The sequence below is a fragment of the Type-F symbiont of Plautia stali genome (genome assembly GCF_059731105.1).
In genome coordinates this window covers 499,839-524,863 of the sequence record NZ_AP035909.1, presented here as the reverse complement: position 1 = coordinate 524,863, position 25,025 = coordinate 499,839, and the positions used below count along the sequence as shown (strand labels likewise).

General features: G+C 59.6%; 18 protein-coding genes. 8 read left to right on the top strand and 10 right to left on the bottom strand.

Features of this window, described 5'->3' with window-relative positions:
- Window positions 1-151: 151 nt before the first annotated feature.
- The 4 genes from pepA (at window position 152) to AC6I7A_RS02320 (ending at window position 5,637) form a co-directional block, all read left to right on the top strand.
- Window positions 152-1,663, top strand: coding sequence for a leucyl aminopeptidase (pepA, locus tag AC6I7A_RS02335; protein WP_058957611.1), 1,512 nt, complete (start codon window positions 152-154; stop codon window positions 1,661-1,663).
- Window positions 1,664-1,728: 65 nt separating this feature from the next.
- Window positions 1,729-2,187, top strand: coding sequence for a DNA polymerase III subunit chi (locus AC6I7A_RS02330; protein WP_009092358.1), 459 nt, complete (start codon window positions 1,729-1,731; stop codon window positions 2,185-2,187).
- A gap of 5 nt (window positions 2,188-2,192) precedes the next feature.
- Complete coding sequence (locus tag AC6I7A_RS02325) at window positions 2,193-5,048, top strand: valine--tRNA ligase (RefSeq protein ID WP_046101111.1); 2,856 nt, start codon at window positions 2,193-2,195, stop codon at window positions 5,046-5,048.
- 79 nt (window positions 5,049-5,127) lie between these two features.
- Window positions 5,128-5,637 (top strand): GNAT family N-acetyltransferase, encoded by a 510-nt coding sequence (locus tag AC6I7A_RS02320; RefSeq protein ID WP_058957612.1) that lies wholly within the window; start codon window positions 5,128-5,130, stop codon window positions 5,635-5,637.
- Here the strand turns inward: AC6I7A_RS02320 and AC6I7A_RS02315 are convergent.
- The 4 genes from AC6I7A_RS02315 to rraB all read right to left on the bottom strand — a co-directional run bounded on the left by AC6I7A_RS02315 (window position 5,632) and on the right by rraB (window position 9,349).
- Window positions 5,632-6,420, bottom strand: a complete 789-nt coding sequence (locus AC6I7A_RS02315; protein ID WP_058957613.1) for a histidine phosphatase family protein — start codon at window positions 6,418-6,420, stop codon at window positions 5,632-5,634. The two genes, AC6I7A_RS02320 and AC6I7A_RS02315, sit on opposite strands and share 6 nt — an antisense overlap.
- A 13-nt stretch (window positions 6,421-6,433) precedes the next feature.
- A complete protein-coding gene (locus AC6I7A_RS02310) occupies window positions 6,434-7,753 on the bottom strand; it encodes an OprD family porin (protein ID WP_058957614.1) in 1,320 nt (439 codons plus the stop codon).
- 361 nt (window positions 7,754-8,114) lie between these two features.
- The gene (gene miaE, locus AC6I7A_RS02305; protein ID WP_009092364.1) at window positions 8,115-8,876 is read right to left on the bottom strand and encodes a tRNA isopentenyl-2-thiomethyl-A-37 hydroxylase MiaE; all 762 of its coding nucleotides are present in this window, start codon (window positions 8,874-8,876) and stop codon (window positions 8,115-8,117) included.
- 56 nt (window positions 8,877-8,932) lie between these two features.
- On the bottom strand, window positions 8,933-9,349 hold the full coding sequence (gene rraB, locus AC6I7A_RS02300) for a ribonuclease E inhibitor RraB (protein ID WP_009092365.1): 417 nt from the start codon (window positions 9,347-9,349) through the stop codon (window positions 8,933-8,935).
- 162 nt (window positions 9,350-9,511) lie between these two features.
- Here rraB and argF point away from each other — a divergent pair, with 162 nt between their 5' ends.
- The 4 genes from argF to ridA all read left to right on the top strand — a co-directional run bounded on the left by argF (window position 9,512) and on the right by ridA (window position 12,676).
- Window positions 9,512-10,519 carry an ornithine carbamoyltransferase gene (gene argF, locus AC6I7A_RS02295; protein ID WP_046101107.1) on the top strand — a complete coding sequence of 336 codons (1,008 nt, stop codon included), beginning with the start codon at window positions 9,512-9,514 and terminating at the stop codon, window positions 10,517-10,519.
- Between the two features lie 284 nt (window positions 10,520-10,803).
- A complete protein-coding gene (gene pyrB, locus AC6I7A_RS02290) occupies window positions 10,804-11,739 on the top strand; it encodes an aspartate carbamoyltransferase (protein WP_058957615.1) in 936 nt (311 codons plus the stop codon).
- Window positions 11,740-11,751: 12 nt separating this feature from the next.
- Complete coding sequence (gene pyrI / locus AC6I7A_RS02285) at window positions 11,752-12,216, top strand: aspartate carbamoyltransferase regulatory subunit (protein WP_009092371.1); 465 nt, start codon at window positions 11,752-11,754, stop codon at window positions 12,214-12,216.
- Between the two features lie 73 nt (window positions 12,217-12,289).
- Window positions 12,290-12,676 carry a 2-iminobutanoate/2-iminopropanoate deaminase gene (ridA, locus tag AC6I7A_RS02280; protein ID WP_058957616.1) on the top strand — a complete coding sequence of 129 codons (387 nt, stop codon included), beginning with the start codon at window positions 12,290-12,292 and terminating at the stop codon, window positions 12,674-12,676.
- 53 nt (window positions 12,677-12,729) lie between these two features.
- On the opposite strand, the gene lplT is transcribed toward ridA, so the two are convergent.
- From lplT to AC6I7A_RS02250, 6 genes are all read right to left on the bottom strand, one after another.
- Window positions 12,730-13,920 carry a lysophospholipid transporter LplT gene (gene lplT, locus AC6I7A_RS02275; RefSeq protein WP_009092375.1) on the bottom strand — a complete coding sequence of 397 codons (1,191 nt, stop codon included), beginning with the start codon at window positions 13,918-13,920 and terminating at the stop codon, window positions 12,730-12,732.
- Window positions 13,917-16,067 (bottom strand): bifunctional acyl-ACP--phospholipid O-acyltransferase/long-chain-fatty-acid--ACP ligase, encoded by a 2,151-nt coding sequence (gene aas, locus AC6I7A_RS02270; protein WP_058957617.1) that lies wholly within the window; start codon window positions 16,065-16,067, stop codon window positions 13,917-13,919. Before aas ends, lplT begins: the two co-directional genes overlap by 4 nt.
- A 91-nt stretch (window positions 16,068-16,158) precedes the next feature.
- Complete coding sequence (locus tag AC6I7A_RS02265; protein ID WP_058957618.1) at window positions 16,159-17,544, bottom strand: efflux transporter outer membrane subunit; 1,386 nt, start codon at window positions 17,542-17,544, stop codon at window positions 16,159-16,161.
- Between the two features lie 2 nt (window positions 17,545-17,546).
- Window positions 17,547-20,648 carry an efflux RND transporter permease subunit gene (locus AC6I7A_RS02260; RefSeq protein ID WP_058957619.1) on the bottom strand — a complete coding sequence of 1,034 codons (3,102 nt, stop codon included), beginning with the start codon at window positions 20,646-20,648 and terminating at the stop codon, window positions 17,547-17,549.
- The gene (locus AC6I7A_RS02255; RefSeq protein ID WP_058957620.1) at window positions 20,645-23,839 is read right to left on the bottom strand and encodes an efflux RND transporter permease subunit; all 3,195 of its coding nucleotides are present in this window, start codon (window positions 23,837-23,839) and stop codon (window positions 20,645-20,647) included. The genes AC6I7A_RS02260 and AC6I7A_RS02255 overlap by 4 nt, the downstream gene beginning before the upstream one ends.
- A complete protein-coding gene (locus AC6I7A_RS02250) occupies window positions 23,836-25,023 on the bottom strand; it encodes an efflux RND transporter periplasmic adaptor subunit (protein WP_058957621.1) in 1,188 nt (395 codons plus the stop codon). Before AC6I7A_RS02250 ends, AC6I7A_RS02255 begins: the two co-directional genes overlap by 4 nt.
- Between the last annotated feature and the right edge of the window lie 2 nt (window positions 25,024-25,025).

Here is a 25,025-nt window from a genome sequence, read left to right as displayed (position 1 = left end):
TCCGGGTGGTGAAAAAACAACATCTTGTCACCCTGATTCATTATGACCTCCAGCGGCAGAATGTCATGCTGCGACAATGAATAAATGGGTCATGAGCGCGCTACATTCTAGCGGCAGCAGCGGCCGTTGTCTTTAAGATTCAGGAGAGTGCATGGAGTTCAGTGTAAAAAGCGGAAGCCCGGAAAAACAACGCAGTGCCTGCATTGTCGTTGGCGTTTTCGAACCGCGTCGTCTGTCACCGATTGCCGAACAGCTGGATAAAATCAGTGACGGTTACATCAGTGCCCTGCTGCGCCGCGGCGAGCTGGAAGGAAAAGTGGGCCAGACACTGCTGCTGCATCATGTGCCAAATATCCTGTCTGAGCGTATTCTGCTGATTGGCTGCGGGAAAGAGCGTGAACTGGACGAACGCCAGTACAAGCAGGTCATTCAGAAAACCATCAATACGCTGAACGACACCGGCTCCATGGAGGCGGTCTGCTTCCTGACCGAGCTGCATGTCAAAGGACGCAATACCTACTGGAAAGTGCGTCAGGCGGTGGAAACCTCAAAAGAGGCGCTCTACAACTTTGATCAGCTGAAGAGCAACAAAGCCGAGCCACGTCGTCCGCTGCGCAAACTGGTGTTCAACGTGCCGACCCGTCGCGAGCTGACCAGCGGCGAGCGGGCGATCCAGCACGGGCTGGCGGTTGCCGCCGGTATGAAAGCGGCGAAAGATCTCGGCAACATGCCGCCTAACATCTGTAACGCCGCCTATCTGGCGTCACAGGCGCGCCAGCTGGCCGATGCCTTCAGCAAAAATGTGACTACCCGCGTGATCGGCGAACAGCAGATGAAAGAGCTGGGCATGAACGCCTATCTCGCCGTCGGCGCCGGCTCGCAGAATGAGTCGCTGATGTCGGTCATTGAATACAAAGGCAATCCGGACGCCGACGCGCGCCCGATTGTGCTGGTGGGTAAAGGGCTGACCTTTGACTCCGGCGGCATCTCCATCAAGCCTGCCGACAGCATGGATGAGATGAAGTATGACATGTGCGGCGCCGCCGCGGTCTATGGCGTCATGCGTATGGTGGCCGAGCTGAACCTGCCGCTGAACGTGGTCGGCGTGCTGGCGGGCTGTGAAAACATGCCGGATGGCCGTTCGATGCGTCCGGGAGATGTGCTGACCACCATGTCAGGCCAGACGGTCGAAGTGCTGAACACCGACGCCGAAGGCCGTCTGGTACTCTGTGATGCGCTGACTTACGTCGAGCGTTTCGACCCGGAAGTGGTGATCGACGTCGCGACGCTGACCGGTGCCTGCGTAATTGCGCTGGGCCATCACATCAGCGGCCTGCTGTCGAACCACAATCCGCTGGCGCATGAGCTGATCAGCGCGTCCGAGCAGTCCGGCGATCGCGCCTGGCGTCTGCCGATGGCGGATGAGTTCCAGGAGCAGCTGGAGTCCAACTTTGCCGATATGGGCAACATTGGAGGCCGTCCGGGCGGCGCGATCACCGCCGCCTGCTTCCTGGCGCGTTTCGCCCGCAAATATAACTGGGCGCACCTGGATATCGCCGGAACCGCCTGGCGCTCCGGCAAGGCCAAAGGCGCCACCGGTCGTCCGGTGCCGATGCTGTCACAGTTTCTGTTGAATCGGGCAGGATTGAACGGCGACGATTAAGCGCCCTCTTTTCTGACAGCAAGGGCGGATCTGATTCCGCCCTTGATCTTCTGATGAGCAAACCGATGAAAAACGCAACCTTCTACGTGCTGGAAACCGATGCCACCCAGGATGGCCTGAGCGCTGTTGAAGCGCTGGTGTGCAATCTGGCGGAAACACGCTGGCGGGCCGGAAAGCGGGTGCTGATTGCCTGCGAAGATGAACAGCAAGCCATTCGTCTCGACGAAGCGCTGTGGCAACGACCGGCCAATGCCTTCGTGCCGCACAACCTGGCGGGTGAAGGCCCGCGCTACGGTGCGCCGGTTGAGCTGGCCTGGCCACAGCGTCGCGGCAGTTCACCGCGCGACCTGCTGATTAGCCTGCTGCCCCACTTCGCAGATTTTGCTACTGCTTTCCATGAAGTGATAGACTTCGTTCCTTACGAAGACGCTCTCAAACAACTCGCGCGCGACCGCTACAAAGCGTATCGCAGCGTGGGTTTCCAATTGAATACGGCAGCGCCACCACAGCCGCAAACGACATAGCAGAAATGGAAAAGACATATAACCCGCAAGATATCGAGCAGCCGCTTTACGAGCACTGGGAAAAGCAGGGCTACTTCAAACCGAATGGCGACACCAGCCAGGAAAGCTTTTGCATCATGATCCCGCCGCCGAACGTCACCGGTAGCTTGCACATGGGTCACGCCTTCCAGCAAACCATCATGGACACCATGATCCGTTACCAGCGCATGCAGGGCAAAAACACCCTGTGGCAGGCGGGCACGGACCACGCGGGCATCGCCACGCAGATGGTGGTTGAGCGCAAGATTGCGGCTGAAGAGGGCAAAACGCGCCAGGATTATGGCCGCGATGCGTTCATCGAAAAAATCTGGGAGTGGAAAGCGGAATCCGGCGGCACCATTACCCGCCAGATGCGTCGTCTCGGTAACTCTGTTGACTGGGAGCGCGAGCGCTTCACGATGGACGAGGGCCTCTCCAACGCCGTTAAAGAGGTGTTTGTTCGCCTCTACAAAGAGAACCTGATCTACCGTGGCAAACGCCTGGTGAACTGGGACCCGAAACTGCGCACCGCGATCTCCGATCTGGAAGTGGAAAACCGCGAGAGCAAAGGCTCGATGTGGCATATCCGCTATCCGCTGGCGGATGGCGCTAAAACTGCCGACGGCAAAGATTACCTGGTCGTCGCCACCACCCGTCCGGAAACCCTGCTGGGCGACACCGGCGTGGCCGTGAACCCGGAAGATCCGCGCTATAAAGATCTGATCGGCAAATTCGTCATGCTGCCGCTGGTTGGCCGCCTGATCCCGATCGTCGGCGACGAACACGCAGACATGGAAAAAGGCACCGGCTGCGTCAAAATCACTCCGGCTCATGACTTCAACGACTACGAAGTCGGCCGCCGTCATCGCTTACCGATGATCAACATCCTGACCTTTGACGGCGATATCCGCGACCGCGCTCAGGTGTATGACACCAACGGCGAAGCCAGCGATGTCTGCTCCGACGACATCCCGGCCGCCTTCCAGGGCATGGAACGCTTTGCCGCGCGTAAAGCGATTGTCGCCGCGGTGGATGAACTGGGCCTGCTGGATGAGATCAAACCCCACGACCTGACCGTTCCTTACGGTGACCGTGGCGGCGTAGTGATTGAACCGATGCTGACCGACCAGTGGTATGTGCGTACCGCCCCGCTGGCGAAAGTGGCGGTTGAAGCCGTTGAGAATGGTGATATCCAGTTCGTGCCGAAGCAGTACGAAAACATGTACTTCTCCTGGATGCGCGATATTCAGGACTGGTGTATCTCCCGTCAGCTGTGGTGGGGTCACCGCATTCCGGCGTGGTATGACAACGACGGCAACGTCTACGTCGGCCGCACTGAAGACGAAGTGCGCGCGGAAAACAACCTGGCCGCCGATGTGGCGCTGCGTCAGGATGATGACGTGCTGGACACCTGGTTCTCCTCAGGCCTGTGGACCTTCTCTACCCTGGGCTGGCCGGAGAACACTGAAGCGCTGCGCACCTTCCATCCGACCAGCGTGCTGGTCAGCGGCTTCGACATTATCTTCTTCTGGATTGCCCGCATGATCATGCTGACCATGCACTTCATCAAAGATGAAAATGGCAAACCACAGGTGCCGTTTAAAACCGTCTACATGACCGGTCTGATCCGTGATGAAGAGGGTCAGAAGATGTCAAAATCCAAGGGCAACGTGATTGACCCGCTGGATATGGTTGATGGCATCTCGCTGGAAGCGCTGCTGGAAAAACGTACCGGCAACATGATGCAGCCGCAGCTGGCCGAGAAGATCCGCAAACGTACCGAGAAGCAGTTCCCGAACGGCATCGAGCCATCAGGCACCGATGCGCTGCGCTTTACGCTGGCGGCACTGGCCTCAACCGGTCGCGACATCAACTGGGACATGAAGCGCCTGGAAGGGTATCGCAACTTCTGTAACAAGCTGTGGAACGCCAGCCGCTTTGTGCTGATGAACACCGAAGAGCAGGATTGCGGACAGAATGGCGGCGAGATGACGCTGTCGCTGGCGGATCGCTGGATCCTGACCGAGTTCAACCACACGGTGAAAGCCTACCGTGAAGCGCTGGATACCTATCGCTTCGATATCGCGGCGAACATCCTGTATGACTTCACCTGGAACCAGTTCTGTGACTGGTATCTGGAGCTGACCAAGCCGGTCATGAACAGTGGCAGTGAAGCGGAGCTGCGTGGCACCCGCCACACGCTGGTTCACGTACTGGAAGCGCTGCTGCGCCTGGCGCACCCAATCATTCCGTTTATCACGGAAACTATCTGGCAGCGCGTGAAAGGCCTGAAAAACATCAGCGATGACACCATCATGCTGCAGCCGTTCCCGCAGTTTGATGCCGCGAAGGAAGATGCGGAAGCGAAAGCCGATATCGAATGGATGAAGCAGGCGATCGTTGCCGTGCGTAATATCCGTGCGGAGATGAACATTGCGCCGAGCAAGCCGCTGGATGTGCTGCTGCGTGACTGTTCACCGGCTGCCCAGCGCCGCGTTGAAGAGAACCGTAATTTCCTGTCACGCCTGGCGCGTCTGGAAAGCCTGACCATTCTGCCGGCAGGCGAGAAAGGTCCGGTCTCGGTCACTAAAATAGTGGAAGGCGCAGAGCTGCTGATCCCGATGGCGGATCTGGTCGACAAAACCGCTGAGCTGGAGCGTCTGGCAAAAGAGCTGGTTAAGCTGGATGTGGAAATCGAGAAGATCGAAACCAAGCTGGCGAACGAAGGCTTTGTTTCACGCGCGCCGGAAGCCGTGGTGGCGAAAGAGCGCGAACGCGTGGCAGACCTGCAACAATCAAAAGCAAAACTGATTGAACAGCAGGCGGTCATTGCGGCATTGTAAGCGTCTTAGCTGACAGCTTATTCATAAAGCCGGGCTTGCCCGGCTTTTTTATTGTTCTCGTACAAATCCGGAAGAGATGATGACGACCAGCGCCACTCCGCTTTTTGACCTCCAGGTGCGGCCGATTACTGCCGCCGATAATCCGCATATCGCTCATGTCATCCGCGTTGTTTCGGCGGAATTTGGCCTGACGGCTGACAAGGGCTATACCGTCTCCGATCCCCAGCTCGACCAGCTGTTTGAGCTCTATAGTGCCGATCAGAGCGCCTACTGGATTGTTGAGTATCAGGGCAAGGTGGTGGGCGGCGGAGGCGTGGCGCCTCTCGCCTGCAGTGCGCCAGACATCTGCGAACTGCAGAAAATGTACTTCCTGCCCGTGGTGCGCGGCCAGGGCCTGGCGCGCGAGCTGGCGCTGCGGGCGATGGATCATGCACGCAGCCACGGCTTCCGTCGCTGCTACCTTGAAACCACCGCCAGCCTCACCCGCGCCATCAGACTCTATGAGTCGCTGGGCTTTGCGCACATCGAAGGCGCGATGGGCTGCACCGGCCATGTGGATTGCGAAGTACGCATGCTGAAGACTTTATAAACCGCGCTCCACGTAACGCATATCGTTGATGGACTCGATTTTGAACTGCCCGTTATCGGTGTAGCGCAGCAGCGTCACGCTGGCATTCTTAAGCTGCTCGCGTAACGAAGTATCGCCCAGCGCCTGCAGCAGCGTGGTGATAGCCATACCGTGACTGACCACCAGCACATTGCCTCCGCCCTGCTGCTGCGCCTGCTTCGCGATAGCCGTAATACTCTTCACCATGCGCTTAGCTACCTGCTGATAGGTTTCGGCCTGGCCGGAGGATTTAACCCCTGGCAGCGATGGCGTGCCTGCGGCTTCCGCCTCATGAATCGCATCGATCATCCTGTCCATCTGAATTTTACCGGCGCTGAATGCCTCCAGCAGCGCCGTGTCGGAGGGATAACCCGCCTGAAGGGCGGCAGCGGTAATCAGATTTTTATCCAGATCGCCTTCATAAAGGCCAAATCCCACCTCGCGCAGCCCTTTCATCTCTTTCAGTACAGGCGGATTTTTCCAGTTCTTCATCACCAGCTGCGCGGTTTCCCTCGCCCGACCCGAATCGCTGGACCAGGCCGCGACGAAGGGCAACGGCTGTAAACCCCGTCCCAGTTGCTCTGCAACCGCGGCGCCGGAAGCGGTCAGCGGCGTATCGGCCCATCCCTGAGCGCGATGCACCGTGTTAAACATGGTCTTGCCATGCCGGGTCACATAGAGCATCACATCCGCGGCCCAGGCGGAGCCGGCAGTGCTGACGGAGATGAGGGCAATTAACATCAGGGTTTTCAGTTTCGTTTTCATTTTACTCTCCGGGTTAAAAAAGATTGAATTTATATTGAATGACCACTTCGGCGGATAAACTGCGGGAGCGCTGAACTTTTCCCTGACTATTCAGGCGCGGAGTCTCTTTACTGTTTTTATATGACCAGCCATAACCGGTCAGCGTAAATAGCGTCAGATTTTTAAAGGAGGGATGCTGATTACTGAACTGATTAATTAATGAAACCTCGCCAGTTCGTACAAGATTATTACGATAATGGAACTGACCATAATTAAGCTGTATTCCACTGCTGATCCCCTTTGTGATTTCATACTGACTCAGAGAGACCAGCGCCAGCTCTCTGTCACGCATATAATCTTTGCCCGCGGAGGTCAGTGAAGTGAAACGTCCCCGGGTATTTTTAGTCAGGGGTCGGGCATAATAGCCCACCGCCTGCTTTTTAGGGGCGGAGGTCCAGCCAGCAGCCAGCCTCTGCGTCCAGGCGCCCTGCTTCCAGATGGCCTCCCCGACATAGTGCCATGCCTGATGATCAAAGGTTCTTTTGCTGGCGGGCATACTTTTATACTTTTCCAGCGCCTGGCTGCCATAGATCTGCGAAGCCAGTGACCAGTGTGGCGAGAGGGAATAGCCTGCCTCAATGACATGACGGCGCTGATAGCGTTCGGCCTCACCAAACGCATAGGCCAGCGCGTGACCGCTATCTTTGTAGCTCAGCGCCGCGGTGTAAATGGCGTCGATTTTTTGCCTGGCCTGGGTTTGCAGCGCCAGCGTTTTACCCGAGTCGTGCCGTATGGCTTTGTTAACCATGGCAAGATCCAGCCGGGCATTCTGCCACGTCACTGCACCGCTGTAGCCGGCATAGCTGTTGCGCGACAGGCGATCCGTGGTCGTCAGCACACCGATATTTTTCAGCTCCTGCCAGCCCGCCTTCCCCTCGAACCGCAGCGCGCGGTTGCCGAGCTTCAGCTTAAAATAGCGCTGACTGAACTTGCTGAAGCCATGCGCATCCCGCTTTTCCATGTTCCCGCCGCTGTCATAGAGCAGACCGCGCGTGGAGAAGTAGTCGCTGGCGCCCAGGCGTACGGCGCGGGTGTAGGTCGCATCAAACCCGAGCAGGTCCCACTGATAACCGGAACGAAAATCGAACGTCGCGGCCTGGCCCCAGGCGTTGTGAACCGCTGTGGGCTGCGCTTCGTTCTCCTTGAGATACTTCCAGTGGTTGCGCAGTCTGAGATCGAGCGCAGCGTCACGCCATAATCCGGAGGAGGTCTGAATGCCGGACGCATTAACATTTCCCCAGCAAAGGGTCAAAAATAGCGAAACAAATAACAGAGAATAACGTTTTCCTTTCATTATGAAGTCCTTCACCTGGCGATATTAAAAATCCGTCACCCCATGACAATAAGGGTGACCTGGTGCCGTTAACCCATAAAAAAACCCGACCCACTGCCCTCTGTTAAAAAGGGCAGCGAGTCGGGTTTTGCTTAAAAAAATAACAATCCCGCACTGACTCCGGGACTATATTTATTTAAGGGCGGAAAGTCAGCGTAAAAAAGCCGTTATGTGATAGGTGGCACAAAATATCTTTGTCTGCCAGCGCGATTTAAAATAAAGCGTTACACAGCGCGTTATTTAAAACAGCGCCACGCAGGAAATATAAACGCGATCACCCAATCAGAAAAAGAGACACCCCGATCAGGGTGCTCTCAGGGATTCACCAGGCGGGTACGCCGCTGTGAAAACGCAGCTCCGTGTCCGGCTCGCTAATCAGCTTCGCCTCGACCCGGCCAATCGCCTGCACCCGTGGCGCGATATCTTTTGCCGCGATCTGCGCAGCCAGCGTCAGGTAATCCTGATAGTGGCGAGCCTCGGAGCGGAGAAGCGACAGATAGAACTTCGCCAGCTCGTCATCCAGCCAGGGAGCCAGACTGGCAAAACGTTCACAGGAGCGCGCCTCAATGTAAGCGCCGCAAATCAGCTTATCCACCAGCGTTTCCGGCTCATGGGTGATCACCTCACGCAGCAGGGATTTTGCGTAGCGGCTGGAGGTGATCTTCTGATAGACCAGGCCGCGTGACTGCATAATCTCCCACACCTGATAGAAGTGATGCAGCTCCTCTTTAATCAGTAGCACCATCTTTTCCACCAGCTCATCGGCCCAGGGCAGCGCATTGCGCACGATGATGCGTTTGGTCAGATTTTTATGGGCATTGATAAAGTCGCTGTCGCCATCTTCGCGGAAGATGAAGTCTTCATAGGGTTTCAGCCAGGCGAGAATCGCCTCGCCGCTCGGCTTGTCGGCCACATACTTACGGATTAACCATACCGCGGTCTGCGCGGCTTTCAGTTCGCACACCAGATGGTCGGTCAGCAGCAGGGTCAGGTTTTCCGGCTTGCGCGCCTCATCAATCCAGGCTTGCGGCGTACGGCAGTGCAGAAACTGACAGATCGGTTCGAGTAGCGGTGCGTAATTCATGATGTCAGAACAGAACAGGAGAAGGTAAGAGGCGGAGAGGGCTCCGCCCGGGCGACTTAGTGGCGAACACCATCATCATCTTCATCGTCGATAGCGTCGTCATCTTCCTCTTCGGCATCGGGATCTTCGAAATAGGTGCCCCAGCCGTCATAATCGACGTTGTATTTACCGACCAGGTTAACCAGCTGCTCAACCTGCACATCGATCAGTTCTGCTTTCAGCGCCGATTCGCTGAGGATGTCAACGCACATGACGGTCGTGCCATCTTCCAGCTCCAGCTCTTCCGGCTCGGTCACTTCATAACCCAGCTTAAAGGCGTCAACGGCCGCTTTTTCCAGCGAATCAAAATTATTGCATGAGAGATGGTGCTCGATGGTATAGAGCGCATCGGGATCGCTGCCATCCTCCAGCAGTTCTTCGATAATCTGCCGCGTCTCTTCACGCTGCTCTTCCAGCAATGCTTCATATGCCATAACGATGTTCCTCTCTGAGTTCGGCAATAAACCGCTATTTTCCCACACTGCCTGTCGCGCCACTACACAAAACGACAAGTTTATTGGCACCCGCTCTTGAAAATGCATATTCATACGGTTAGATTGAATTTTAATTCACTTTAATGATTACCGGAGTGTTGTATGAGTCAGCTGTATCAGCGCCATTTCCTCAGGCTTCTGGATTTTACCCCCGCCGAAATGGATCACCTGCTTACCCTTTCCGCTGAATTAAAGCAGGCGAAAAAAAGCGCCAGCGAAGTGCAGTACCTGAAAGGCAAAAACATCGCGCTCATCTTCGAAAAAGACTCGACCCGTACCCGATGCTCTTTCGAAGTTGCCGCTTACGATCAGGGTGCTAACGTCACTTATCTCGGCCCGAGTGGCAGCCAGATCGGCCATAAAGAGTCGATGCGCGACACGGCGCGGGTGCTGGGCCGGATGTACGATGGCATCCAGTATCGCGGTTACGGTCAGGCGCTGGTTGAAACGCTGGCGGAACATGCCGGTGTGCCGGTCTGGAATGGTCTGACAGACGAATTTCACCCGACCCAGCTGCTGGCCGACCTGCTGACCATGCAGGAGCACCTGCCGGGCAAAAAACTCAGCGACATGACGCTGGTCTATGTCGGTGACGCACGCAACAACATGGGCAACACCATGCTGGAAGCGGCGGCGCTGACCGGACTGGATCTGCGCCTGGTGGCCCCGGAAAGCTGCTGGCCCGAGGCGCAACTGGTGGCAGAGTGCCGTGAGGTCGCCCGTCAGACCGGCGGTACCATCACCCTCACCGACAATATTGCCGACGGCGTCAAAGGCGCAGACTTCATCTACACCGATGTCTGGGTGTCGATGGGTGAAGCCAAAGAGGTCTGGGCAGAGCGTATCGCCCTGCTGCGTGACTATCAGGTTAACCGGGCGATGCTCGATCTGACCGGCAATCCGCAGGTGAAATTCCTGCACTGCCTGCCCGCTTTCCATGACGATCAGACCACGCTGGGTCAGCAGATGGCGGAACAGTACGATCTGCCTAACGGTATGGAGGTGAGCAACGAGGTGTTTGAGTCGGCGCACAGCATTGTCTTCGACCAGGCCGAGAACCGGATGCACACCATCAAAGCGGTGATGGTGGCCACGCTGGGCCAGCGCTGATCGTCCGGTGGCAGGCGGGCTGACGCCACAGGTTGTCACCCGTTTGCCGCCCCGGCCCTCTCCGCAGCGCAAACGTTTTCCCTTGCTGCGCCACCGCGAACGGGTATAATGCGCCCCAATTTGCCGGAGGAAATATGCGACAGCACAGCGGACAATTTGACGCGCCATCACGCCTGACCGCAGGCGGTGCTGCTGTTTCTTTCGGTCATCGACCCGATCATAAAAAAGCCCCTTAAGCAGGGGCTTTTTTTTGTCCGCAATCCGGCCGCGCAGAGGAGAGAGTTATGGCTAACCCGCTATACCGCAAGCACATCATTTCAATTAACGACCTCAGTCGTGAAGAGCTGGAGCTGGCGCTGCACACCGCCGCTCAGCTGAAAGCCCATCCGCAGCCGGAACTGCTGAAGCACAAGGTGATTGCCAGCTGCTTCTTTGAGGCCTCTACCCGCACCCGCCTGTCGTTTGAAATCGCCATTCACCGTCTGGGTGCCTCAGCGGTGGGCTTTGCTGACGGCAGCAACACGTCACTGGGCAAAAAAGGCGAAACCCTGGCCGACACCATTTCCGTCATCGGCACCTATGTGGATGCGATTGTGATGCGTCATCCGCAGGAGGGCGCGGCGCGGCTGGCGACGGAGTTTTCCGGCGGCATCCCGATTCTGAACGCCGGTGATGGAGCCAACCAGCATCCGACCCAGACCCTGCTCGACCTCTTCACCATCCAGGAGACCCAGAGCCGCCTGAATAACCTGAACGTGGCGATGGTGGGGGATCTGAAATATGGCCGCACCGTGCACTCCCTGACCCAGGCGCTGGCGAAGTTTGATGGCAACCGCTTCTTCTTTATCGCGCCCGATGCGCTGGCGATGCCCGCCTATATCACCGACATGCTGGACGAGAAGAGTATCCCCTGGTCACGTCACGACAGCTTTGAAGAGGTCATGCCGCAGCTCGATATTCTTTACATGACGCGGGTGCAGAAAGAGCGGCTCGATCCGTCTGAATATGCCAACGTCAAAGCGCAGTTCATCCTCCGCGCCGCCGATCTCGCCACGGCGCGTGACAACATGAAAGTGCTGCACCCGCTGCCGCGCATCGACGAAATCACCACCGATGTCGACAGCACCCCTTACGCCTGGTATTTCCAGCAGGCGGGTAACGGCATCTATGCACGCCAGGCTCTGCTGGCACTGGTTTTAAACAGCGAACTCGCCCTGTAAGGAGATCTCATCATGACGCAGGACAACAAATTGCAGGTCGAAGCGATCAAACGTGGCACGGTCATCGACCACATTCCGGCACAGATCGGCTTTAAGCTGCTCTCTCTGTTCCGGCTGACCGAAACCGACCAGCGCATCACCATCGGCCTGAATCTGCCGTCGGGCGAGATGGGCCGCAAAGATCTGATCAAGATTGAAAACACCTTTCTCACCGACGATCAGATCAATCAGCTGGCGGTCTATGCGCCCGATGCCACGGTTAACCGCATCGACGACTATGAGGTGGTGGCCAAGATCGCCCCGACGCTGCCGGATCGCATCGAGCGGGTGCTGACCTGTCCCAACAGCAACTGCATCAGCCGCAGCGAGCCGGTCTTCTCCAGCTTTGCCGTGAAGCAGCGTGCCGACGATGTGCATCTGAAGTGCAAATATTGCGAAAAAGAGTTCGCCCGCCATGTGGTGCTGGGTCACTGGTAATCGCCCTGCCCGACCTTATAATGGGCAACCCCGGCGGCATCGCCGCCTGACGACATTAATCAAAGGAGCCATGATGTCCCGTGAAATCAGTACTGAGAAAGCCCCTGCCGCGATCGGTCCCTATGTTCAGGGTGTCGATCTGGGCAGCATGATCATCACCTCAGGTCAGATCCCGGTCGATCCGGTGACCGGCCAGGTGGCGGATGACATTGCCGCACAGGCGCGTCAGTCGCTGGAGAATGTGAAGGCGATTGTGGAAGCGGCGGGCCTGAAAGTGGGCGATATCGTGAAGACTACGGTGTTTGTGAAGGACCTGAATGATTTTGCCACGGTCAACGCCACCTACGAGGCGTTTTTCACCGAGCATGACGCACACTTCCCGGCGCGTTCCTGTGTCGAAGTGGCGCGTCTGCCAAAAGATGTGAAGATTGAAATTGAAGCGATCGCGGTCCGTCGCTGATTCGTTCGTCCGCCTCTCTCCGCCGCGCAGGCCGGAGAGAGGCGGTAACACGCTTAACGCTTAGCCGGTCGCCACAGCCACAGTACGGCTATCGCCAGTGCAAACAGTACGCCAAACCCGACGCCCGTTGCGACAGCAGGCGCACCCGCCTTGATCGCCAGCGTATAGAGCCCCAGCATCACCAGCATCGCGCTGTTCTCACCCAGATTCTGCACCGCAATCGCGTTGCCGGAACCGACGCTCTCTTTGCCCCGCGCCTGAAGCAGCGCATTCAGCGGCACCACAAAGAAACCGCCCAGCGCACCAATCAGCATCAGCAGGAGATAGGCGCTGACCAGCGAATGCTGCAGCGAGAAGACGACGACCATCACGCCAATCAGAACGCCCGCGGGCATGCAGCGGCGCACCGTCTCCAGCGTCACCAGCTTCGCCGCCGCCGCCGCTCCCAGCACAATTCCGATTGCCACCATCGCATTCAGGGTGGTGGGGGTGGTGTTGTCGCTGATGCCCAGCGCCACCGGCACCCACAGCACCAGCAGGAAACGCAATGTCACGCCAGCGCCCCAGAAGAGGCTGGTGCCGAGCAGCGAGAAGCGCGTTTCGGCATCACGCCACAGCAGCCCAACGGCATCGAAAAAGCGGCGCACCATGACGCCTGGCCGCCAGCTCTGGCCTGGCCGCGCCGCCTGCAGTTTCGGGATAAAGAGGTTCGCGGCGACCGCAATGCCGTAGGTGAGCGCGCAGATCCCCAGCGCCGCCAGCAGATGCCAGTCCGCCAGCATTCCGCCCGCCACCGAGCCGAGCAGAATAGCGGCGATGGTCGAGCCCTCCATCAGCCCGTTGGCTTTCACCAGCTTCTCGCCGTGGGTAATCTCACCCAGGATGCCATATTTGGCCGGGGAATAGGCGGCCGCCCCCGCGCCGACCAGGGTATAGCCGATGAACGGATTGAAGCCGAAGCAGATGGTCAGAGCCCCCAGCAGCTTCAGGCTGTTGGCAAGCATCATCACCCGCCCTTTTGCCATGCTGTCCGCCACCTGACCGACAAAAGGCGCCAGCAGAATGTAGGCCGCGACAAAGAGCATCTGCAGGATCGGCTGGCTCCAGTCGGGATAGAACTGGCTTTTCAGCAGCGCCAGCGTGGCAAACAGCAGCGCGTTATCGCCAAAGGCCGAAAAGAACTGGGCGACAATCACGGCGATCATGCCGCGTGACATCAGTGGTGCAGTGCGATCAGGGCTCATGTCTGCTCCTCTTCCGCCATCTTTTTCAGCGTCACATAGTCAGGTTTGCCACTGCCAAGCTGCGGCAGCTGTTTCACCACCCGGATGTCGCGCGGCAGCGCCAGATCCGGCGCGCCCAGCTCGCGTGCCGCTTTCTGCAGCGTGTCGCGCGCCAGTTCAGCGTCGGTGGTGAAGAGCACCAGCGCTTCGCCGCGCTGCCCATCGGGACGCAGTGAGGCGGCGTGCTGTTTGTCCGGCGACGCTTTCAGGGCGATCTGCTCAACGATCTCCAGCGACACCATCTCACCGGCAATCTTGGCAAAGCGTTTGGCACGGCCCTGAATCTGGCAGAAACCGCCTTCATCAAAGCTGACGATATCGCCGGTGTCATACCAGCCCGCCTCCCTATTGCCTTCACCATCGTCGGCGACCGGCGCTTCGAGTACGCCAGGGTTTTCGACGCGCAGATAGCCCTTCATCACGTTTGGCCCGCGCAGCTGCAGCCGTCCGCCGTTCTCGATGCCCGGCACCGACATCAGCCGTGAATCCATGCCCGGCAGAATCCGTCCGACGGTGTGCGCCTTCGTCGCCATCGGCACGTTGATGGCGACCACCGGCGCACACTCGGTGACGCCATAGCCTTCAAGGATGCGGATGCCGTACTTCTCCATATAGAGCTGGCGGGTGTTCTCCTGCAGCTTCTCGGCCCCCGCCACCACATAGCGCAGGCGGGCAAAATCGTACGGCGCGGCAAAGCGCGCATAGTTGCCCAGGAAGGTGGAGGTGCCAAACAGCACGGTGCAGTTGCGGTCATAGACCAGCTCCGGCACGATGCGATAGTGCAGCGGGCTGGGATAGAGAAAGACTTGCGCGCCGGTCATCAGCGGCGTAAACAGGCCGACGGTCAGGCCAAAGGCATGAAACAGCGGCAGCGCCGACATAAAGCGATCGCGCGGCGTGAAGTCCGCCACGGTGCGGATCTGTTCGACGTTCGCCAGCAGGCTTTTATGCGAATGCACCACCCCTTTGGGATTGCCCTCCGAGCCGGAGGTAAACAGCACCATCGCGGCATCTTCCGGCTGCTGCGGCAGCTGGGCGCGGCGTGGCATCAGCAGATGGGCGAGGATCCACAGCTTGTCCTTGCTGGTGACGGTATCTTTGAGATCTTCCAGGTAAATCCACTGCACATCGTCCAGCCCCTGCGGCAGATGCCACAGGTTGCCTTTCTCCAGGAACTGCCGTGAGGTGAAGACCGTTTTAATCTGCGCGGCGGTCAGCGCCGCCCGCATGCCGTTCACGCCTGCGGTGTAGTTAAGCATCGCCGGAACGCGACCACGCAGTGAGGCACCGAAAATCGCCGCGGCCGTCACGGTGGTATTGGGCAGCAGCAGCCCCACCACTTCACGCGGCTGACTGTAGCGCTCCAGAATCCGGCCCACGCCCAGCGACTTTTTCAGCAGTCCGTTGTAGCTGTCAGGTTTGAAACTGACATCTTCGATGCAGCGCTTAAACGCGCCGTAGCGGGTCCGGGCGGAGAGCAGCGCCTCAAACAGGGTTTCACGCGGACGCACCGCCATGCGCGCTTCCATCATGATATGGTGCAGATGCTCCCCGGCCAGCATACGCCGGTCGCGCGCCCGTTTCGCCTCCGGCATCGGAATGCGGGTGGCGGGCAGCACAGAGAGGGTGATGCGCGGGAACAGGCGGCGTTTGAACACGCCCGCCAGGCGACCAAACGGCGTGAACTCTGCGCCTTCAATCCGCATCGGCACCACGTTCGCACCCGAGCGGGCCGCGACAAAGCCCGCCCCGCTGTAGATCTTCATCAGCGAGCCGGTGACGGTAATCCGCCCTTCCGGGAAGATCACCACCGGACGGCCACTGTCGATCAGCCGCACCAGCTGCTTCAGCGCCATCGGCCGGGTCGGGTCCAGCGGCACAAAGTCGATAAACGGTCTGACCAGGCGCATAAACCAGCTTTCGCCGATGGTCGAGTAGATGGCGAAGACCGGTCTGACCGGCAAAAATAGCGCCAGCAATATGCCGTCGAGAAACGACATATGGTTCGGCGTGATCAATACCTTCTGTTTATGCAGTTCGGCGACGTCGCCACGCAGTTCGACCCGCCATAACAGGCGGAAGATGAGGCGCAAGACTGTGAAAACCATGCCGGCTCCTTAGCATCGGGGAAAAATAGGCCCTCACGATGCAGGATTTGAGGCAGTTCGACAACAGAATTATCGCCACACCGACACCGCATCAGGGTGCCTGCCAGCCACCGCCAAGGGCGGCAATCAGCGCCACACTGCTGACCCACTGCGTGCTCTGCAGCGTCAGCAAACTCTGCTGTGCACTCAGGCTGCTGTTCTCTGTGGTCGCCACATCCAGGTAGTTAATCATGCCCGCCTCATACTGCAGACGCGTCACCCGCGCCGAGGTCTGCGCCGCGTCGGTGGCACGCTGCTGCGCGGCAACCTCGCCCTGTAGCGTGTTCAGCTCTACCAGCTTATCTTCCACCTCCTGCATCGCGGCCAGCACCGTCTGACGATAGGTCGCGACGCTGACATCCCAGGCTGCCCGCGCCTGCTCGACCCTGGCAGAGGTCGCGCCCGCGTCAAACAGCGTGCCGCTCAGCTCTGGCCCCAGTGACCAGACGCGGTTTGGCAGCGAGAACAGCGAATGCAGCACCGAAGCGCTGACGCCCCCGCTGGCGCTCAGGGTCAGGTCGGGATAGTAACCAGCCACCGCTACCCCCACGGCGGCATTGGCGGCGGCCATATTGCGTTCGGCGTATGCGATGTCAGGACGGCGCTGCAACAGCTCGCCCGGCAGGGCTGCCGGAATCGCGGGCAGCGTGGCGGTCAGCGGCGCGGCGGTCAGCGTAAAGTCAGCGGGGGCTTTGCCGACCAGCAGCGCAATGGCGTGTTCCATCTGCGCGCGCTGCCACTGATAATCCTGCGCCGAGGCGCTGGCGCTCTCCAGTTGCAACTGCGCCTGAGCCAGAGTCGCACGCGATGCGGTGCCCGCCTGATACTGGCTGTTAATGACGTTCAGGTAGCGCTGATAGGCATCAACGCTCTGCTGATAGCACGCGATTTTCTGATCCATGATGCGCAGCTGGAAATAGTCCTGTGCCAGCTCAGACTGGGCGCTCAGGGTAATATTGGCCAGCTCTGCTGCGCTGGCCGAGGCGCTGGCGCGATCCTCCTCCAGCGTGCGCCGCAGTTTGCCCCACAGGTCCAGCTCCCAGCTGGCACTCAGCGCCGCCTGATGGCTGCTGCTGGTGGTGCGAACGCTACTGCCAGTGGCATGGCTGCCGCTGCGCGTCACGCTGCCGTCATAGCCCAGCGAAGGAAACAGTGCTGCGCGAGACTCCGCCGCCAGCGCCTGCGCCTGCCGGTACTGCGCGGCATAAGTCGCCACGTTCTGATTCGATACGCTCACCTGGCTCAGCAGCCCATCTAGCGTGGCGTCATGGTAGACCGACCACCATTTGCCTTTGCTTTGCGCATCCAGCGGCGTCGCCTGCTGCCAGCCCCGGGCCTCTTTATAGTGAACCGGCATCGCCACCGCCGGACGTTGATAGTCGGGACCCACGCTACAGCCAGCCAGCAGCAGCACAATAAACGGGATAAAAGGTTTCATGGTCAGGATTCCGCATGGCGCAGACGACGCCATTGACGTTGAGTGGCACGACCCAGACGATCGAGCCACAGATAAACAACCGGTGTGGTAAACAGCGTCAGCAGCTGGCTGAGCGCCAGTCCGCCCGCGATGGCGATCCCCAGTGGACTGCGCAGGTCGGCATCACCGCCGCTGCCCAGCGCCAGCGGCAACGCGCCGAAGAAGGCGGCCAGTGTCGTCATCATGATCGGACGGAAGCGCATCAGGCACGCCTGGGTAATCGCCTGCTGCGGCGACATACCCTGCCGCCGCTCCGCGTCGATGGCAAAATCGATCATCATGATGGCGTTCTTTTTCACAATGCCGATCAGCAGGATGATGCCAATCAGCGCGATCACCGTGAGCTGCGTGTTGGTCAGCAGCAGCAGTAACAGCGCGCCGACGCCCGCGGACGGCAGGGTTGAAAGAATGGTCAGCGGATGGATGTAGCTCTCGTAGAGCACGCCGAGCACGATATAGACCGCCGCCAGCGCCGCCAGAATCAGCCACGGCATGGTGGCGGTCAGCTGGGAAAAGGCAGCGGCGGTACCGGCAAAACCGGCGTGAATGGTTGACGGCAGGCCCAGCTTCGCCATCGCCTGTTTAATCAGCAACTGCGCCTGCTCCAGTGAGACGCCCTCATTGAGGTTGAATGCTACGGTACTGGTGGCGGACTGGCCCTGATGCGCCACCGACAGCGGCGCATTGCCGCCGCTGAAGCGGGCAAAGGCGGAGAGCGGCACGCGGTCACCGCTGTCGTTAATCACATAGAGTTGCTGCAGCGTCTCCGGATTGGCGGTGTCGCTATCCTGCAGCGACATCACCACGTGATACTGATTCAGGGTGTGGTAGAGCGTGGCGATCTGTCGCTGACTGAATGCATTGTTCAGCAGCGTATCGAGCGTTTTCACATTGACACCCAGCCGTGTGGCGCGGTCACGATCAATGGTCAGCTCCACCTCCTGACCGCCAGTCTGCGAGTCCGAGTCCACACTGTTGAGCTGGGGGATTGCCGCCAGCGCCGCCTGTACTTTCGGCGTCCAGACCCGCAGCAGATCAAGATCGTCCGCCTGCAGGCTGTACTGATAAGTCGCGTTAGCACTGCGTCCGCCAATGTGCAGATCCTGCGCCGCCATCAGGAACATCTGTGCCCCGGCGATGTGGCTGGTTTTGCGCGTCAGCCGGTTGGCCACTTCGCTGGCCGTGGCATCACGCTGGTCAAAGTCCTTCAGCCGCACAAAGAAGTTGGCGCTGTTTCGCGATCCAAACATCCCGCTGCCCATCGACGACATTACGCTCTCAACCGCCGGATCTTCCTGAATGATTTTGGTGAACATCAGCATTTTTGGCTTCATCGCCTGAAACGAAATGTTCTGATCGGCACGCAGCGCGCCCATCAGCAGCCCGGTGTCCTGATTCGGGAAAAAGCCCTTCTGCACTACGGTGAACAGGAAAACATTGAGCAGCACGGTCAGCAGCAGGCTGAGCATGGTCAGTTTCTGATGGCGCATCACCCAGGCCAGCCCGCGTCCGTAGGCGGCCAGCAGGCGGTTCAGCTGGTTTTCAATAAACTGATAAAGCGGATGCGGCCGCTGGCTGACGGGCGGCTTCGGTTTCAGCAGGCGCGCGCAGAGCATCGGCGTCAGGCTGAGCGAGACAAACAGCGAGATCAGCAGCGACACCGTGAGTGTGACAGCAAATTCGCGGAACAGCCGCCCGACAATGCTGCCCATCAGCAGAATCGGGATAAACACCGCGATCAGCGATACGGTCATCGACAGCACGGTAAAACTCACCTCCTGCGCCCCGCGCAGCGCCGCCCGCAACGGACTCAGCCCGCGCTCAATGTGACGGGTGATGTTCTCCAGCACCACAATCGCATCATCCACCACGAAGCCGGTGGCGATAATCAGCGCCATCAGCGACAGGTTATCCAGGCTGTATCCCAGCAGGTACATCACCGCACAGGTGCCGATCAGCGACACTGGCAGCGCCAGTGCCGGAATGATCACCGCCTGCAGATTGCGCAGGAAAATAAACACCACCGCGATGACCAGCAATACCGCGATCAGCAGCGTCTCTTCGGTGTCATACAGCGAGGCGCGCACGCCCGGTGAGCGGTCAACGACCACCTTCAGCTGGCTGTCAGCGGGCAGGCTCTTTTCCAGCAGCGGCAGCTGCGCTTTTATTGCGTCGATGGTTTCGAGCATGTTGGCGCCCGCCTGACGTTTAATGCCGATCATCACCGCAGGCGTGGCATTAAGAAATCCCGCCTGATAGCGATCTTCCACCGAGTCATAGACCGTGGCGACGTCACGCAGCCGCACCGCTTTGCCCTGCTGCCAGGTGATGATCAGATCACGGTAGCTGGCGGCCTTCTCCAGCTGGCCGTTGCTGTCCACCAGCCACGACTGGTCACTGCCCTGTAAGATCCCTTTGGGCAGATTGGTGGTGCTGTCGGCGACGGCGGCACGCACCGTCTCCAGCGAGATGCCGTAGTGGGTCAGCTTCAGCGGCTGCAGATCAATCCGCACCGCGGGTAAGGCGCTGCCCATCAGCGACACTTCGCCGACGCCCTGTACCTGCCCCATTGCCTGTTCGATTTTGCTCTCCGCCAGATCGTAAAGCTCGCCGGGCGTGCGGGTCGCAGAGGTCAGCGCCAGCATCACAATCGGCGCGTCTGAGGGGTTAGCTTTGCGATAAGTCGGCAGCGAGGCCATGGCGCTCGGCAGCAGGCTGCGCGCCGCGTTGATCGCCGCCTGCACGTCGCGCGCCGCGCCGTTGATATCGCGGTCCAGCTCAAACTGCAGGATGATGCTGCTGGAGCCCTGCGAGCTGCTGGAGGTCATCTCGCTAATACCGGCAATCTGCCCGAGTGAACGCTCCAGCGGGGTCGCGACGGTGGCCGCCATGGTCTCCGGGCTGGCCCCCGCCAGGCTGGCGCTGACCATGATAGTCGGGAAATCGACCTGCGGCAGCGGTGCCACCGGCAGCAGCCGGTAACCCAGCGCACCGAGCAGCAGGATCGCCAGCGTCAGCAGCAGCGTCGCCACCGGACGAAAGATAAATAGCCGTGTCAGGTTCATTGCCCGCTCCGCGCCTGCTGCTGACGGCGTTTCACCCAGGCGTTGCCGCGCTGCGCCAGCCCGTCAAACCAGAGGTAGATGACCGGCGTGGAGAAAAGCGTCAGCACCTGACTGACAATCAGCCCGCCGACAATCACCAGCCCCAGCGGCTGTCGCAGCTCGGCACCCGAGCCGGAGGCGAGCATCAGCGGCAGCGCGCCGAGCAGCGCCGCCATCGTCGTCATCAGAATCGGGCGGAAGCGCAGCAGGCAGGCCTGATGAATCGCCTCACGCGCGCTGAGGTGCTGCTGATGTTCCGCCTCCAGCGCGAAATCGATCATCATAATGGCGTTCTTTTTCACGATGCCGATCAGCAGGATGACGCCAATCAGCGCAATCAGGCTGAACTCCGTGCCCGCCAGCAACAGTGTCAGCAGCGCGCCCACCGCCGCCGACGGCAGCGTAGAGAGAATCGTGACCGGATGGATAAAGCTTTCGTAGAGGATGCCGAGCACCACATACATGGTGATCAGCGCCGCCAGGATCAGCCACAGCGTGTTGCCGGTGGCGCTCTGGAATGCCGACGTTTCGCCCTGGTAACGCAGCGTGGTGCTCTCCGGCAGCTGCAGCTGCTGCCACACGTCGGCGATTGCCCGCTGACCATCCTCCAGCGAGTAGCCTGGATTCAGGTTGAAGGAGATCATCACCGCCGGGAACTGATTCAGCCGCATGTGCATCAGTGATCCGGTACGCTGATGAATTGTGGCGATAGCGGTGAGTTTTACCATGCCGCTGCCGGACGTGGTGCTCTCCGTGGCTGAGGATGAGGATGTGGTGGTTGATGACGTCGTGCTGCTGGATGACGACGTGGAACTGCTGCTGGTGGACGGCTGCAGATAAACATCATCAAACGACGCCGGCCCTTGCTGGAAGGCCGGCGCCACTTCCAGCACTACCCGATACTGATTCGACTGGGTAAAAATGGTCGAAACCAGACGCTGACCAAAGGCGTTATAGAGCGCCGTGTCCACGTCCGATGCGGTAATGCCGAAGCGCGCCGCTTTGTCCCGGTTCAGCTCCACGTAAGAGACGCGCCCCTGATCCTGCAGGTTACTTACCACGCCATTAAACTCGGGCCGCTGCTGCAATGCCGCCACCAGTTTCGGCGATGCGCTGACCAGATTTTCACTGTCAGCGTCGTCCAGGGTGAACTGATACTGACTCGGCGAGACCTGGTCGTTGACGGTGAGATCCTGCGCGGGCTGCAGATAGAGCCGGATACCCGGCACGCTGGCGGTCGCCTGGTTCAGCTGGCTGATCACCTCGCTGGCGCTGAAATCGCGGGAGCCAAATGGCTTAAGGTTGATCTGCAACCGGCCGCTGTTGAGGCTGGTGTTGGTACCGTCGATACCGATGGTCGATGAGACACTCTCTACCGCCGGATTTTTCAGGATCAGTGCTGAGAGCGCCTGCTGCCGCTCAGCCATCGCGTTAAATGAGACATTCTGTGAGGCGACGGTGACGCCCTGAATCAGCCCGGTATCCTGGGTCGGGAAGAAACCCTTCGGCACCATCAGATAGAGCAGCGCCGTCAGCCCGAAGGTCGCCAGCGCCACCAGCAGCGTCAGTTTCTGGTGATTGAGCACCACGGTCAGCAGCCGGTCATAGCCGCGCACCAGCCGGTCGAACAGCGCGCCGCCCTTGCGGGCAAAGGTAGACTGCTGCTCTGGCGGAATGTGGCGCAGCAGATACGCGCACAGCATCGGGGTCAGCGTCAGCGACACCCCCATTGACACCAGGATCGCCACCGCCAGCGTAATCGCAAACTCCCGGAACAGCCGCCCGACCACATCGCCCATAAACAGCAGCGGGATCAGCACCGCAATCAGTGAAAAGGTCAGCGAGATGATGGTGAAGCCAATCTGCTGTGAGCCTTTCAGCGCCGCCTCCATCGGCGACTCGCCCTGCTCCAGCCTGCGCGAAATGTTCTCCACCACCACGATGGCGTCATCAATGACAAAACCGGTAGCAATGGTCAGCGCCATCAGCGACAGATTATTCAGGCTGAAGCCCGCCAGATACATCACGCCAAAGGTGCCGACCAGCGACAGCGGCACCGCCACGCTGGGGATCAGCGTGGCGGCCACGTTGCGCAGGAACAGGAAGGTCACCATCACCACCAGCGCAATCGACAGCATCAGCTCAAACTGTACGTCGCTGATTGAGGCGCGAATGGTCTGGGTGCGGTCAGAGAGAATCGTCATCTTCACCCCGTCCGGCAGCGCGGCCTGCAGTGCGGGGAGCTGTGCCTTGATGTTGTCCACCACCTGAATCACGTTCGCACCCGGCTGGCGCTGCACGCTGATGACAATCGCAGGCTGGTTGTTAGCCCATGCAGACTGGAAGCTGTTCTCTGGCCCCTGTTCGATATGGGCGATATCTTTCAGGCGCAGCGCCGCACCGTTCTCATAAGTGAGGATCAGGTTGGCGTACTCTTCGGCGGTACGCAGCTGATCGTTAGCGTCGATGGTGACCGAATGATATTTGCCATCAAAGCCGCCTTTAGAGCCATTGACGTTGCTGTTGCCGATCAGCGTATTCACCGCCTCCAGTGTCAGATGATGCGCCGCCAGCGCCTGCGGATTCATCTGCACCCGAATGGCGGGCTGATGACCGCCCGCCAGCGTCACCATTCCGACGCCGGAAATCTGCGACAGTTTCAGCGCCACCCGGGTATTCACCAGGTCCTGCACCTCAGTCAGCGGCAGCGTGCCGGAGCTGGCTGCCAGCGTCACCACCGCGCTGTCCGCCGGGTTAACCTTTTTGTAGGTCGGCGGATTGGGCAGATCGTCGGGCAGCAGGTTATTTGCCGCGTTGATGGCCGCCTGTACCTCCTGCTCGGCGACATCCAGCGACAGATCGAGGCTGAACTTCAGGGTAATGATCGACGAGCCGCTGGCGCTGGTGGAGCTCATCTGGCTCAGACCCGCCATCTGCCCTAACTGGCGCTCCAGCGGTGAGGTGACCGATGACGCCATCACATCCGGGCTGGCGCCCGGATAGAGCGTAGTGACCTGGATAGTCGGATAGTCGACCTGCGGCAGCGCCGAGGTCGACAGGAATTTATAGGCAAAGATGCCCGCAATCAGCACGCCGACCATCAGCAGAATGGTGGCGACCGGACGCAGAATAAACAGGCGAGACGGGTTCATTTTGACACAGCACCGGCAGCAGGCGTCTCATCGGCCAGCGTGACCTGACTGCCGCTGGTCAGACGATCGATCCCTTCAGTCACCAGCCGATCCCCCGGCGAGACGCCGCTGAGGATCGCCTGCTGGTCGTCGCCGAACGCGGGGCCGGTGGTGACCGCTTTGCGCGTGACGGTGTGATCCTGATTGATCACAAAGACAAAGCTGCCGTCGCTGCTCAACTGCAGCGCCTGCGCCGGGATCACCGTCGCGCCTTTGAGCATCCGGGTCTGTAGCCTGATATTCACAAACTGGTTAGCAAACAGCGCTTCATCCTGGTTGGCAAACACCGCTTTCAGCGCCACGGTGCCGGTAGCCGTGTCGATCTGATTACTGATGAACTTTACTTCGCCGCTGGCGAGCTGGTGCTGGTTGTCCTGATCGAACAGCGTGGCGGGCAGGCTCTGCCCCTGATGCAGCACGCTGACCAGCGCCGGGAGGTTGCTTTGTGGCACGCTGAAGGTGACGGCGGCGGGCTGCATCTGAGTGATGGTCACCAGACCGGTGCTGCTGGAGCTCTGCACCATGTTGCCGGGATCGACCTGACGCAGACCGACGCGCCCGCTAATCGGGGCGGTAATCCGGGCATATTCAATGCTCAGCCTGGCGCTGGCGATCTGTGCCTGATCGGCGGCGACCGCGCCGCGATACTGTCCGACGGTGGCGATCTGACTGTCGAGATCCTGGCGCGCCAGCGCATCCTGTGCCGCCAGTTTGCGGTAGCGCGCGAGCGTCAGCTCGGCGCTTTTCAGCAGCGCCTGGTTTTCGCTGAGTTCACCCTGATACTGGTTAAGCGTTGCCTGAAAGCTGCGCGGGTCGATCTGGGCCAGCAGCTGTCCGGCGCTGACCTTCTGCCCTTCGGTAAAGAAAATCTGCTCAAGCTGGCCATCAACGCGGCTGGTGACCGTCACGCTGGCGCTGGGGATCACCGTGCCCAGCGCATCCAGCCACACGGGCACATCGGCCGTACTGGCAACCCCGCTGTGGACCAGGGTTGCACCTCCCCCCATCGTGCCGTGCGCACCCGGTTTATTCCCGGAACCCGATAAGAGCAGACGCCAGAGAATGCCAGCCACTATCGTGGCCACCAGCAACAAAAGCAGCCACTTAAGCCCGGAAGTACGCGCCGGGCGAGAAAAGTGAGTCATCG